The following is a 12,541-nucleotide window of genomic DNA, read 5'->3' on the forward strand; positions in this document are numbered from 1 at the left end:
TCAAGAAATGTAAAAAAACAAAAAACCCGGTTCATCACCGGGTTTCATTTTTTATAAAAATTCTTATTCTTGCCGGTCAGGATACCAGTTCAGCATTTCCACCTTGATATCTTTATCGCCCTGGTTTACCAATGATTTGAACCTTTCTACATCGGCATATCCCTGCTGTCCTCTAAAATGATAAGGGATCACTTTTTCTGGTGCAAAAGCTAAAACACCTGCAGCAGCATCTTCCACCGTCATTGTATAAGGTAAGTTCATAGGGATCAACGCAACATCAATACCTTCCAGGTTTCTCATTTCCGGAATATCCTCAGTATCTCCTGCGATATATAATTTTTTTCCATTGTGCTCAATTACATACCCATTCCCCCGACCTTTAGGATGGTAGGCTTCTGGATCCTCAGGAAGATTATACATGGGGATTGCGTTAATACTAAAATCCAAAACCTGGGTGGTAGCTCCATTTTCAAGACTTGTAAGGGAACTGTTCATTTCTGCTGGTAATTCATCCTTTACCGCCTGCGGTACAATAATCTTTACACCTTCAAGATCCATAGCCTGTAAGGTTTCTGCACTCATATGATCCCCATGGATATCGGTAATAAGGATAAAATCAGGCTTTTTCATTCCTTCAAAGGCCTGGGCTCCACCCACAGGGTCAACGTAAAAAGTGGACTCATCCCAATTGATCACTGCTGTAGCGTGGGATATGGGTTGAATCGTGATGCCCGTAGTATCCGTTTCTTTTTTGGCTTCCTCTGTTATGGAAGCATTCTCACTCATTGTTTCGTCCTTTTGAGCTTTGTTCTCCTGGTTTTTACAAGAGGTAAGAAAAAGACCAATGCTTAATAATGTTAAGATAAATCTCATAAGTTTCTATTTTCTTATAAAATTAGATAACACAACTTGGATTAACACAAATTTTGTAAAAATTTAAGAAAGGTCTAAGCGCATTTTTATATCTCCGCGCGAGTAAGGATTATCCTCAATGGGAATTTCCCTAAATCCATACTTTTTATAGATATAAACAGCATTTTCGAGCTTCCTGTTTGAAAATATAATCAGGTGCTCCCAAGCCTGGTCTCTTGCAAAAGCAAGGGTGTGCTCCATTAATTTTTGGCCAATCTTATTGCCTTGATACTTGGGGCTTATGGCCATTTTAGTAAGTTCGAAAACTCCTTCCTCCATTTTCATTAGAGCCACACAGCCAATAATTTCCTTGTCTTTTTTTACCAGGAAGATATTTCCCCCGGGTTCTATGATATATTTCCCTGGTTGTCCAAGTACTTCCTCATCGTGAGGCTCCACATAAAAAAACTTTTCGAGCCAGGCTATATTGAGGTCTTTAAAATCTTTGGCATACTGGGGCTGGTATGAAATTATTTCCATATTTCTATCCTGAAATTTTTGGCTAAAATAGAAAATATAGCTGTTTTCAAGCGCTGGCAGATTAAAAATTAAAGAACATTATTTTTGTCCAGTAGTTCTGCTCTTTCCCTGGTTCCAGGGCCATTTTCCCTCGATTTCAACCTCAAGTGTAAAACTCAGAAAGGTTCGAATTAGAATGATAAGCCCTAGTTTAAGAATTTGTTCCATTTGTACATCGTAGACCACCGTGGCAATGATATCTGCGGCAATAAGGATTTCCAGACCAAGCAAAATAGCTCTTCCTAATTCCTCCCTGATCTGCTGAAAACTTCTGATGTTTTTTCCCTGCAGTTTAAAAGCATACCTGCCCAGGGCGAGAAAAGTACCGATTATCATAACCAGGATCCCTACCACCTCGATACCCATGGCGGTTATTTCAATAAATTCTTTTACTTTATCTTCCATAATCTGCTTTCATAAAATCTGTTATAAAAAAGGATAGTGCTTTTCCGACCTGTCCGGGGTTGTCAGCATTCGGAACCCCTTCGCATATATGAAGGTATTTACAATTTTCTTCCTCCGAAGTTATTCGAAGGAAATTCCTGATCATATTAAGGGCAAAGCCCGAAGGTGACTGTGCGCTGGAGGGAAAATTTATGATCGCATCACAGTCGAGTTCCAAACCAAACGCCTGTTTATTTACAAATTCCAGTTGCGAATTAAAAGCGGCCATTTTTCCCTTGTGTGTTTGTAAAATTAGGTCTTCAAAAAGATGAAACTTGATATTGGGAATTGTCTTAATTTCTTTGAAAATATATTGTGGGGTATAGTTTTTATGTAACCCGAAGATCGCATATTTATTAAGAAAACCCTCACTTTTTGCAAAGCTAAAACCATTACCGCTATGCCTGTGTTCCAGCTTTCGCAAATCGGTATGCGCATCGATATTTAATATATTCAAGGGTTTGTTTATCGCTCTAGAAGTACCTTTTATATTTCCGTAGGCATTGTTATGTCCGCCACCGATTATGATAGGAGTTTTTCCTGCTGAAATGATCTTTTCCACCAGAGCACTCACTTTATCATCTATTCTTTTAACCAGATCGCCAAGTTTGGGTAAATAATTCGGGTCCTGGTCATCTATATTGGCTGCTTTCTCCAATTCACCTTTACAATCAATCTCCCCGAGTAAAATAATATTTTCAGGAGCGGTAAATTCATTATGCTGGATATTCAACAACGAATTCAGACAGGTCTCCCAGGCCTTAGCAGCACCCGATTTGCCGTGATTGGCTCTTATTCCAATATCTTCCGGAATTCCAAAGAGTACGTATTTAGCTTCTGATTTTGTTAAATCCTCAAGCCTTGTAATAAAAGCTATTTTCTCCCCAAACCGGCTTTCACCTTCCCGAACTGAAATAAGTTTTTCAATCGATTTATAGGTATAGATTTTTAATCCTTCCATTAGACTAGCATTTTTCCATTAATAAAGACCGACTCGATGGAGTTCGTACCAAAGGCATAAGGTAAAAAGGTATAGGATGGAATCTCTTTGGTGAGTATAAAATTAGCCTTCTTACCCCTGCTGATACTGCCGTGCGTTTTACTGAGTTCCATCGCGTAAGCAGCATTTACCGTAGCCGCATTTATAGCTTCTTCAGGGGTCATTTTCATTTTAATACAAGCTAATGATACTACTAGATTCATGTTTCCACTGGGTGAACTTCCAGGATTGAAATCGCTAGCCAGTGCCAGGGGTAGTCCTGCATTTAGCATTTCCCGGGCAGGGGTATATGGAATGCTTAGAAATAGGGAACAGCAGGGGAGTGCCACCGGCATTGTTCCGGTTCCTTTTAGGCTCTCTATATCTTCAGGGCGCATAACTTCCAGGTGATCTACACTTAGTGCATTATGCTTAATTCCAGCCTGGATTCCACCTATTGCGTTGAACTGGTTCACGTGGATTTTTGGTTTTAGACCAAATTTGCTTGCCGCAGCTAATAATTTATGAGTATCCTCCACACTGAAATATCCCTTTTCACAGAATATATCAATGTATTGAGCCAGCTTTTCCTGGGCAACTTGTGGTAAAATTTCTTCTATGACCAAATCCATATAGGCCCCAGGCCTTTCCTTATATTCTTTTGGAATAGCGTGAGCACCTAAAAAAGTAGCTTTGATAGGAATATCGTAATGCTGCTTAAGTTTTTTTATAACCCTAAGCATTTTTAGCTCTCCTTCTTGAGTTAAACCATACCCTGATTTAATTTCTACGGCACCCGTACCGAGTTTCATTACTTCTTCAAGGCGCTTTGCGGATTGCTTATAGACTTCTTCTTCGGAAGTTTCCTGCAGGGTTTTGGCTGAATTTAAAATTCCGCCCCCGCGATTCGCGATCTCCTGGTAGGAAAGTCCCTTGATCCGGTCTGCAAATTCAAGTTCCCGGTTTCCGGCATATACAATATGCGTATGGGAATCACACCAGGTAGGCAGGATTATTTTTCCCTGGGTATCGATAGTTTTATCGGCATTAATTTTCGGCAGGGAATCCATTAGGCCGTAATCGGTAATAATATCATCTTCAATAAGCATCCAGGCATTTTTAAGGACTGGTAGCTCCCTTAGCTCGGCTCCGGAGAGTTTATCAACCGGGTGATCCCTTACCTGCAGGAGTTCTTTTATATTAATAAATAATTGTTTCATGCTGCGTAGTTTATATAGGTGTTTTTTGATGAACATCAACTAAACAAATATAAAAACTAAGCGGGGAAAACCTGCTTTTTCAGAAAAAACTAAAAAGGGGCGTCCATAAAAATTTTCAGATGATCTGCATTTTTTTATGGGTTACCAGGAGGAAAGCTGAAAAAATCATGATGCTCCCAGGTATTTTCAGCCAGCCTTTTTAATAATTTCACATTTAAAAATATGAGGAGGTCTATTGTTGTTCCTTGAGCGATTTCATATCAATGACAAATCGATATTTTACATCAGATTTTACTACACGATCAAAAGCCTGGTTGATATTTTGCATATCAATCATTTCAATATCGGAAACGATATTATGCTCACCACAAAAATCCAACATTTCCTGGGTCTCCTTTATGCCTCCGATCACTGAGCCGGCAATGCGTTTGCGCCTTCCGATTAATCCGCCACCGTGCAATGGCTCCAGGGGTTCGATGGCACCAACCAGAACCATAGTAGCATCCCTTTTGAGTAAAGCTACATAAGGATTCATATCGTGACCAACCGGAATAGTGTTCAGTAGAAAATCAAAAGTCCCTGCCTGCTTTTTCATATCCGCTTCATTCTTTGAAACCAGTACCTTATCGGCGCCTAGTTTTTTCGCATCTTCTGCTTTAGAAGGAGAAGTTGTGATCATCACCACCTGGGCACCTAAAGCATGGGCAAACTTCACACCCATATGTCCAAGTCCTCCAAGGCCAATTACCCCGACTTTATCTCCTTTCTTTACATTCCAGTGGCGAAGAGGAGAATACGTGGTAATTCCCGCACAAAGTAGCGGTGCAGCTGCTTTGGCATCTATATTTTCAGGAACACTAAGTACAAATTCCTTGTCAACAACAATTTCCTGGGAATAACCTCCATAGGTATGTCCGCCCAGATGTTTGTCTTTACTATTGTAAGTAAGGGTGGCACCATTTTCACAAAATTGCTCTAGATCTTCTTTGCAGGAATCGCACTCCTGGCAGGAATCGACCATACAACCTACGCCTACCAGATCACCTTTTTTAAAATTGGTTACGTTTTTCCCTACCTGGGTTACGCGTCCTATAATTTCGTGGCCAGGAACCACTGGGTATTTTGAATTTTTCCAGTCATTTCGTACCTGGTGGATATCACTGTGGCAAACGCCGCAGTATTCGATATCAATTTTTACATCGTCCTGGGTAATTTCCCTGCGTTGAATTTTCAGTGCTTTTAAATCGGCATCGCTGGATTGCGCACCGTATGCTTTTACTTCACTCATCTCAATTTGTTTTCCTTAAAGATAAGAATCGCAGGCGCAATATTCCGGGCCCGGTATAGGTTTAACTTAATTTAACTTCTGTTTGAAAAAATCATGGTGAAATAACAGGAAACAGCCTGAGAACGCAGGTGATTTAGAATAATTCTTTTTACATTAGGGCGAATTTTGAAAGCATTAAAAATGACAAAAAAACATCCCGGTATAAATACTATTTGCACCCATAGCGGAGAGCTTGAAGACAAACAATTCAAAGGGGCGGTTTCTCCCTTGTATATGGCAACTTCTTATGCATTTGAAGACGTAGAGGTTAAACGTTACCCCAGGTATTTTAATACGCCTAACCAGGTGGCGCTTGCCCAGAAAATGGCCGCGCTAGAACATGGGGAGGCCGCTCTGATTTTTGGTAGTGGAATGGCCGCGGTAAGCACAGCCCTTATGGCTTTCGCACAGAAAGGGGATCACGTGGTTTTTCAAAATACACTATACGGGGGGACCAGTAATTTGATTACCGAAGAATTTGAGAAATTCGGGCTGGAATATTCCTTTACTAAAGACTCTAAACCCGAATCTTTTGAGGCTGAAATCAAAGAAAATACCAAGGTGATCTATATAGAGACACCTTCCAATCCCCTGCTTACCATAACCGATATCAAAGCCATAGCTGAAATTGCCAAAAAGCACAAGTTGGTCAGTATGATAGATAATACTTTTGCCTCCCCGGTGAACCAAAATCCTATAGATTTCGGAATTGATATCGTGTTGCATTCGGCTACTAAATATATGGGAGGACATAGCGATATTTTGGCTGGAACCGCTATTGCTTCTGAAAAGCACATAGATAAGATCTTTCAGCTGGCAAAGAATTTTGGTGGAAGTTTAAGTGATTTCACGGTATGGATGCTGGAGCGTAGTTTAAAAACCATGGGGCTACGGGTAAAAGCCCAAAATAACAATGCCTTGGAATTAGCTCAATTTCTGGAAGGTCATCAGGATATTTCCAGGGTTTATTATCCTGGTTTAAAATCCCACCCGGACTATGAACTGGCAAAATCCCAAATGAAAGGCTTTGGAGGAATGTTGTCTTTTGAATTGCGCGAAGGACTGGATTTTGATCTTTTTCAGAAGAAATTGAACCTGATAAAATCTTCTATGAGTCTGGCAGGCGTGGAATCAACTATTTTATCTCCTTCGAAAACTTCCCATGGTTTGCTTTCCCCAGAAGAAAGAAAGGCCCAGGGTATTAAGGATGGATTGATGCGTTTTTCAGTGGGAATAGAGGAGAAGGAAGATTTAATAGAAGACCTTGAACAGGCCTTGAAACAGGTTAGAGGTTGAGCCTGTTGATCCGGGAAAAGTAAGTACTTGGGATTTCCATAGGGTTTGTTTTTTTGGGAAGGTAAATGAAAAAGTAAATATTATGAAACTAGATATATTAGCTGTAGGATCTCATCCTGATGATGTGGAATTAAGTTGTTCGGGCACAATCGCAAAAGAGGTGGACAGAGGAAAAAAAGTAGGAATTTTAGACCTTACCCGTGGGGAGTTGGGCACCAGGGGCACGGCGGAAACCCGTGACCAGGAGGCAAAAGATGCAGCCGAGATACTCGGAGTTTCCGTGAGAGAAAACCTCGATTTTAGTGATGCTTTTTTTGAAAACAACACGGCACATCAGCTGCAAATCATTAAGATCTTACGAAAGTATCGGCCCGAAATTGTCTTATGCAACGCTGTAGACGATAGACATATAGACCATGGGAAAGGTGCAAAACTGGTTAGCGACGCTTGCTTTTTAAGCGGGCTTAGGAAAATAGAAACTATTTTCAATGGAGATAGTCAGCAGGCCTGGCGACCAAAGCACGTTTATCATTATATCCAGTGGAAAAATTTAAAACCCGATGTAGTCGTTGATATTTCAGGGTATATAAATATAAAAATGGAAGCGGTCAAGGCATATAAAACACAGTTTTATGATGAAAGATCCAAAGAACCGGAAACCCCGATTTCCAGCAGTAACTTTTTAGATAGTATCAATTATAGGGCTAGAGACCTGGGGAGGTTAATAAATACTGAACACGCTGAAGGTTTCACCGTAGAACGCTACCCGGCAGTGGATTCAATTTTTGATTTGATTTAGGGGGTTAGGTTTTGCAATTATTTAATTTGTAGGTTTTTAGACATACTCTCGGGAAATAGCGGTAAAATTCATTCTAATATTGAAAAAATTTCTTTGGGAAATAGCTAAAATAAACTACATTTGCAACCGCAATTAAAATGGTGGTTGTAGCTCAGCTGGTTAGAGCGCCGGATTGTGGTTCCGGAGGTCGCCGGTTCGAACCCGGTCTTCCACCCCTTTATTCAACCCTTCAGTTCGCTGAGGGGTTTTTTTATATAAATTTTTAGCTAGTGCATCTTATAAGATTCCAGCTAAATTGACCCGCTTTTTGCTGAACTTTTTTATGGATCCAGCCTATCTCAAAAGCTCAGTGGAACTGAATAATGAATTTTTTATCTTAGGGCTATCAATTCCTAAAATCAATCTTTATTTTTATTAAAAAAAATGCTACTTATGAACTCTAGAGAAAAGCAGCTGACAGCATTTGATCGGTTATTGACTATTATGGATGAACTTAGGGAACAATGTCCATGGGATAGAAAACAAACTATGGAATCGCTGCGACATCTTACCATAGAGGAGACTTACGAACTTGGGGATGCCATTTTGGACAATGACCTGGAAGAAGTGCGGAAGGAATTGGGAGATTTATTGCTTCACCTGGTGTTTTATGCCAAAATAGGAAGTGAAAGCAAAGATTTTGATATCGCCGATGTGGCAAACGGGATATGCGATAAATTGATCGCCCGGCATCCGCATATTTATGGCGATGTTGAGGTCGCTGATGAAGAGGAGGTCAAGAGAAACTGGGAAAACCTCAAATTAAAAGAAGGCAAGAAAAGTGTTTTAGAAGGGGTGCCAGGGTCTTTACCGGCAGTGGTAAAAGCAAGCAGGATACAGGAAAAAGTGGCCGGTGTTGGTTTTGATTGGGAAAAACCGGAACAGGTCTTTGAAAAGCTACAGGAAGAATTGGGAGAATTGCAACACGAAATAAATACCGAAAATAAAGATAAAATAGAAGCCGAATTTGGCGATGTGATGTTCTCTATGATCAATTATGCCCGTTTTCTTGGTGTAAACCCGGAAAATGCCCTGGAGCGTACTAATAAAAAGTTTGTCACTCGTTTTCAATATTTAGAAGGTAAAGCCAGGGAGCAAAATAAAGCTTTAAAAGATATGACTTTAGCTGAAATGGATGTGTTTTGGAACCAGGCTAAACTTTTATAAAAAGGAGGTGAACCCACAGCCTTGAGATTTTAATTCATAAAAAGTGAACCCAGGGCGAAATTTATTGCCTGCTTATTTCAGTTTTACCACCCTAAAATTTTAGTAACCGCTTTTGATCGACAAGCGTATTTTATGGAATATTTGAATGAATGAATAAAAGTACTATATATAAGATTTGTGGGGCTCTCGGGATCTTTGGTTGTTTCGCTGTTGTAGCTGGTGATATAATAGGAATAGCCCTTCACGAGAAACATGACCCCATAAGTGATACCATTAGCATGCTTGCCATTGGCAAATATGGCTGGATCCAGGATTTAGGGTTGGATATACTGGCATTGGGTTACCTTTCCCTTGCTATCGGCCTTTATACCTGGAAACAAAAAGGAGCGAAATGGATTATTAGCCTGGTTATTCTGGTTTTGATAAGTGCAGATCTTATATTAATCGCTGAACACAATCAGTATGCGGGAAGACCTGGCTATACGATCCATCGTAAGCTGGTGTATATCCTGGCTGGTTTGTTCCTAATGTTAACTGGTCTGGTGGGGTTTGAACTAAAAAACCTCAAGCCATTTTTAAAAAATTTTTGTCTCTGGATAGCTTCTTTATGGCTTATTTCCGCCCCCCTATTTCCTTTCATACCGGAGTCTTGGGATGGTGCCTATGAACGACTCGTTTGCACTTTATTAGTTATTTGGCCAGGAGTAGTAGCTTTTCACTTATTCAAATTATCGGGCAGAGAATCCTAAGCAGGTCTATGTTTAATTTGATAAAGGAGCTGAAACATATAAGTTGCTGTATCATTTGATTTCATTCTTCAGGCGAAAATTACACAGGTAAGAATGGGCGCTTAAAAAATTATTTTAATACCCCTTCATTGAAATTAGCATTTGTAGGAGCCAAAGCACGGAGGGGTTTGAGCTTATTTACTAAAGACCAACACCTTAGGAAGAATCTCCAGGCTAGAGAAGCCCAGGTTGTCTTTTATCCATTGCAGGCTCGAGCTTGTATAGAAAAAAACGTGGGTAGGATCGTTTTTGTAATACCAGTTATCAAAATCAATTTCTTCTGAATAAACAGAGGTCTTGCAATAGAGTTTCCCGCCGGGATTCAAACGGGCACTCAATTTATGAAATTCGTGTTTGGGCTGATAGAAATGCTCTATGACCTCACAGCAGATTATATAATCATAAACCGCAGATAATACCGTCTTATCGGGATAGAAATAGGGATCGTAAAGCGCTAAGTGATATCCTTCTTTTTTAAGCTCGTTGGCAACCACAGGGCCGGTGCCACAACCGTAATCCAAACCGCGGTGGGCCGGAGAGAAATCCTTTAGAATTCGAGAAGTGATGGGTTTCACAAAATCCTGATACCCGGGATCTTCAACATCATTATTATGAGTGAGATAACGCGCCTTCTCCGTTTCTTTGGAAATATAAAATTCCGGTAATAGTTGAATGCCGCCACAACTGGAGCATTCAACAAATTCCCGATTCTTACTCTTCCAAAATTCTTTTGTGGGCCCCTGACAAAGAATACATTTCATAGCCGCCCTTTCTTTAGTAAAGCGACTTGATTTTACGTAATTTTTCTTGCCAAACTTCCAGTTGTTCTTTTTGGTCAGCTATATTTTTATGCACCTCCTGTACCAGCGGATTTTCTTGATCTGCATTAGAGAAGAACTGCAGGTTGTTTTCCAACTGGCGTATTTCAGCCTTTGTTTCTTCTATTTTTTTGGTAAGGAAATAATGCTCGTTACGAAGCTTTTTATCATCATCGGCATCGTTTAAAGCCTGTACCTTATTCTCATATTTGAGCATTTCAGCTTTGGTATGATCCACATCCAACTTGTTAAAAAGTTGATCCAGGGCTTTGTTAAATTTCCCTTCTATAAAACGCTTGTTATAAGGGACCCTGCCAAGATTCTTCCAATCCTCGATAAATTGTTTGATTTTAGGCAGATCTTCTTTTTTATCGCCCGTTAGCTCGAAAGATTTTACCTGCTCCAACATGTCTTTTTTCTTATCAAAAGCTTCAAACTCCTCTTTGTTTTCATCATCACGACTTTCGTGCATGCGTTCAAAATAATGATTGCAGGCTGCCTTAAACTGTTTCCAGACTTTATCGCTGTCCTTTCTGGGGACGTGACCAATTTTTTTCCAGTCGGCCTGGATTTTTTTCATCAAGGGAGTTACCGTTTTAAAGTCGTCACTGTCCTTATTGTCTTCAGCAATTTGAATCAGCTCCTTTTTCTTTTCGAGGTTATCGTATTGCTGTTTTTTTAAGTTCTTGTAGAATGCGTTTTTATTTCGGTTAAACCGGCGCACGTTTTGCTTAAAGTCAGTCCAGGTTTCTTCATTTTTGCTACGTGGAACTTTCCCCGCATTAAAAAAGGCTTCCCGAAGCGCTTCGATTTCCTTGATTTTTTGTTGCCATTTATTGTGGCTTGTATATTCTTCTTCTGCAATTACCTTAATTTTCTCGATAATTACCTGCTTGGCTTTCCAGTTCTCTTCGTAACGCTCGTCCATGGTGTTGAAGTACTCCTGCCGCTTGTCGTGAATTTGTTTGGTAGCACTGCTAAAACGATCCCAGATGTCTTCGCGAAATTCTTTAGCAACCGGTCCTAGTTCTTCTTTCCACATTTTGTGAAGCATTTGTAGTTCCCTGAAAGCACGGTTGATGTCGTCTTCCTGAACCAGTTCTTCGGCGCGATCAATAACTTTTAATTTCTGATCGAGATTGTGTTTGAAATCAAGGTCACGGAATTCCCGGTTTAAATGCAGAAAATCATAAAAATTCTCTACGTGGTGGTGATAGGTGTTCCACACATCGTTATATTTTTCCCGGGGAATTGGTCCTGCCACGCGCCAGCGATCCTGAAGTTCCTTGAAATGCTTGTAAGTGGTATTTATATTTTCTTCAACATCTATAAGGCCTTTTAATTCTTCGATTATTTCCAGGCGTTTGGCCAGGTTTTTATTGAGGTCCTGTTTGAGTTGCTTGTAGTAGTTGTTGCGTTTTTCCCGGTAATCAAAATAGAGGGAATTAAAATGATTTTTAAGTGGGGTGGAGTAGTGGAAGTCAATAATATTTCCGCCATCGGCAAGGAACTCCTCTTTCTTCTCTTCTTCCTCTTCATTAAACTTTGCATTGAATTCCGCTCGAATTTCAATCACATGGTCTTTAATGGCCTGTACTTTTTCTTTTTTAAGCAGCGATTCAAATTCATCTACCAACTGCTCTTTACTCATGGCATGGTAATCTTTCTTTGCAATATCATGACGTTCGGCCTTGCTCTCATCTTCGCTGTCTTCGGCAACCGAATCATCAATATGCTCCTGGTGATGTTTTAGGGTACGGCCCTCTTCAGAAGAAGTTTCTTCCTCATCATCCTCGTGATCCTCATCTTCCTGGGCGGAATCCACTTTTTGAGATTCATCCACGGTCTCAATTTCCGCCTGAACTTTTTCTTCTTCCGGGCGGCTCTTTTTTCGGCTTTCTTCTAAAATGGCATCATCTTCGTCCTCCTCCATGCTTGCTTTGTTTTCTTCCGAAGTATTCTTCTTATCTCCGGCTTCCGCAATCATAGCATCTTCCAGCCTGTCGTTTTCAGATTTAACTTCAGAGGCGGTTTCCGCCGGTTCTATGACCGGCTGTTTTTCCTCCTGAGATTTTTCGGTTTCAGACTTTTGAGAAAATGAATTCTCCTCTTCGCTAGCTTCCTTGTTTTCTGTGGTCAACTTTTTTTCCTCCTGAATTTTTTCAGGATTCCCGGTTGATTCGTTAGAAAACTCCTCTTTATTTTTATCATTTTCTTGCTGAGACATATCTTT

12 protein-coding genes and 1 tRNA gene are annotated in these 12,541 nt (G+C 40.3%); 5 read left to right on the plus strand and 8 right to left on the minus strand.

Going from position 1 to position 12,541, the window contains the following annotated elements; translation table 11 throughout:
- Positions 1–63: 63 nt before the first annotated feature.
- The 6 genes from DET49_RS14890 to DET49_RS14915 all read right to left on the minus strand — a co-directional run bounded on the left by DET49_RS14890 (position 64) and on the right by DET49_RS14915 (position 5,362).
- A complete protein-coding gene (locus DET49_RS14890; RefSeq protein ID WP_133549083.1) occupies positions 64–873 on the minus strand; it encodes an MBL fold metallo-hydrolase in 810 nt (269 codons plus the stop codon).
- 63 nt (positions 874–936) lie between these two features.
- Positions 937–1,392: a GNAT family N-acetyltransferase gene (locus DET49_RS14895; protein WP_133549085.1), complete on the minus strand. Its 456-nt coding sequence runs from the start codon at positions 1,390–1,392 to the stop codon at positions 937–939.
- 78 nt (positions 1,393–1,470) lie between these two features.
- On the minus strand, positions 1,471–1,836 hold the full coding sequence (locus tag DET49_RS14900; RefSeq protein ID WP_133549087.1) for a DUF1622 domain-containing protein: 366 nt from the start codon (positions 1,834–1,836) through the stop codon (positions 1,471–1,473).
- Positions 1,826–2,836 (minus strand): formimidoylglutamase, encoded by a 1,011-nt coding sequence (locus tag DET49_RS14905; protein WP_133549089.1) that lies wholly within the window; start codon positions 2,834–2,836, stop codon positions 1,826–1,828. Before DET49_RS14905 ends, DET49_RS14900 begins: the two co-directional genes overlap by 11 nt.
- Complete coding sequence (hutI, locus tag DET49_RS14910) at positions 2,836–4,074, minus strand: imidazolonepropionase (RefSeq protein ID WP_133549091.1); 1,239 nt, start codon at positions 4,072–4,074, stop codon at positions 2,836–2,838. Before hutI ends, DET49_RS14905 begins: the two co-directional genes overlap by 1 nt.
- Positions 4,075–4,306: 232 nt before the next feature.
- Positions 4,307–5,362 (minus strand): NAD(P)-dependent alcohol dehydrogenase, encoded by a 1,056-nt coding sequence (locus DET49_RS14915; RefSeq protein ID WP_133549093.1) that lies wholly within the window; start codon positions 5,360–5,362, stop codon positions 4,307–4,309.
- Positions 5,363–5,542: 180 nt separating this feature from the next.
- On the opposite strand from DET49_RS14915, the gene DET49_RS14920 reads away from it, so the two are divergent.
- The 5 genes from DET49_RS14920 to DET49_RS14940 all read left to right on the plus strand — a co-directional run bounded on the left by DET49_RS14920 (position 5,543) and on the right by DET49_RS14940 (position 9,451).
- Complete coding sequence (locus tag DET49_RS14920) at positions 5,543–6,697, plus strand: trans-sulfuration enzyme family protein (RefSeq protein ID WP_133549095.1); 1,155 nt, start codon at positions 5,543–5,545, stop codon at positions 6,695–6,697.
- Positions 6,698–6,779: 82 nt separating this feature from the next.
- Positions 6,780–7,496 (plus strand): bacillithiol biosynthesis deacetylase BshB1, encoded by a 717-nt coding sequence (gene bshB1, locus DET49_RS14925; protein ID WP_133549097.1) that lies wholly within the window; start codon positions 6,780–6,782, stop codon positions 7,494–7,496.
- 139 nt (positions 7,497–7,635) lie between these two features.
- A tRNA-His gene (locus DET49_RS14930) sits at positions 7,636–7,711 on the plus strand.
- 217 nt (positions 7,712–7,928) lie between these two features.
- Positions 7,929–8,702: a nucleoside triphosphate pyrophosphohydrolase gene (gene mazG / locus DET49_RS14935; protein ID WP_133549099.1), complete on the plus strand. Its 774-nt coding sequence runs from the start codon at positions 7,929–7,931 to the stop codon at positions 8,700–8,702.
- A 149-nt stretch (positions 8,703–8,851) separates the two neighbouring features.
- Positions 8,852–9,451 carry a DUF998 domain-containing protein gene (locus DET49_RS14940; RefSeq protein ID WP_133549101.1) on the plus strand — a complete coding sequence of 200 codons (600 nt, stop codon included), beginning with the start codon at positions 8,852–8,854 and terminating at the stop codon, positions 9,449–9,451.
- A gap of 173 nt (positions 9,452–9,624) precedes the next feature.
- Here the strand turns inward: DET49_RS14940 and DET49_RS14945 are convergent, their stop codons facing one another.
- Positions 9,625–10,251, minus strand: coding sequence for a class I SAM-dependent methyltransferase (locus DET49_RS14945; protein ID WP_133549103.1), 627 nt, complete (start codon positions 10,249–10,251; stop codon positions 9,625–9,627).
- 13 nt (positions 10,252–10,264) lie between these two features.
- The gene (locus DET49_RS14950) at positions 10,265–12,535 is read right to left on the minus strand and encodes a DUF349 domain-containing protein (protein ID WP_133549105.1); all 2,271 of its coding nucleotides are present in this window, start codon (positions 12,533–12,535) and stop codon (positions 10,265–10,267) included.
- Between the last annotated feature and the right edge of the window lie 6 nt (positions 12,536–12,541).

Source organism: Salegentibacter sp. 24 (assembly GCF_004362395.1).
In the GTDB taxonomy this organism is placed as follows: Bacteria; Bacteroidota; Bacteroidia; order Flavobacteriales; family Flavobacteriaceae; genus Salegentibacter.

What these genes read in the sequence shown, in the direction of transcription:
- bshB1 (WP_133549097.1), top strand. Translation starts at nt 6,780, where the DNA reads ATGAAACTAGATATATTAGCTGTAGGATCTCATCCTGATGATGTGGAA.
- DET49_RS14940 (WP_133549101.1), top strand. Translation starts at nt 8,852, where the DNA reads ATGAATAAAAGTACTATATATAAGATTTGTGGGGCTCTCGGGATCTTT.
- DET49_RS14905 (WP_133549089.1), bottom strand. Translation starts at nt 2,836, where the DNA reads ATGGAAGGATTAAAAATCTATACCTATAAATCGATTGAAAAACTTATT.
- DET49_RS14890 (WP_133549083.1), bottom strand. Translation starts at nt 873, where the DNA reads ATGAGATTTATCTTAACATTATTAAGCATTGGTCTTTTTCTTACCTCT.
- DET49_RS14895 (WP_133549085.1), bottom strand. Translation starts at nt 1,392, where the DNA reads ATGGAAATAATTTCATACCAGCCCCAGTATGCCAAAGATTTTAAAGAC.
- DET49_RS14950 (WP_133549105.1), bottom strand. Translation starts at nt 12,535, where the DNA reads ATGTCTCAGCAAGAAAATGATAAAAATAAAGAGGAGTTTTCTAACGAA.
- DET49_RS14915 (WP_133549093.1), bottom strand. Translation starts at nt 5,362, where the DNA reads ATGAGTGAAGTAAAAGCATACGGTGCGCAATCCAGCGATGCCGATTTA.
- DET49_RS14945 (WP_133549103.1), bottom strand. Translation starts at nt 10,251, where the DNA reads ATGAAATGTATTCTTTGTCAGGGGCCCACAAAAGAATTTTGGAAGAGT.
- DET49_RS14900 (WP_133549087.1), bottom strand. Translation starts at nt 1,836, where the DNA reads ATGGAAGATAAAGTAAAAGAATTTATTGAAATAACCGCCATGGGTATC.
- mazG (WP_133549099.1), top strand. Translation starts at nt 7,929, where the DNA reads ATGAACTCTAGAGAAAAGCAGCTGACAGCATTTGATCGGTTATTGACT.
- DET49_RS14920 (WP_133549095.1), top strand. Translation starts at nt 5,543, where the DNA reads ATGACAAAAAAACATCCCGGTATAAATACTATTTGCACCCATAGCGGA.
- hutI (WP_133549091.1), bottom strand. Translation starts at nt 4,074, where the DNA reads ATGAAACAATTATTTATTAATATAAAAGAACTCCTGCAGGTAAGGGAT.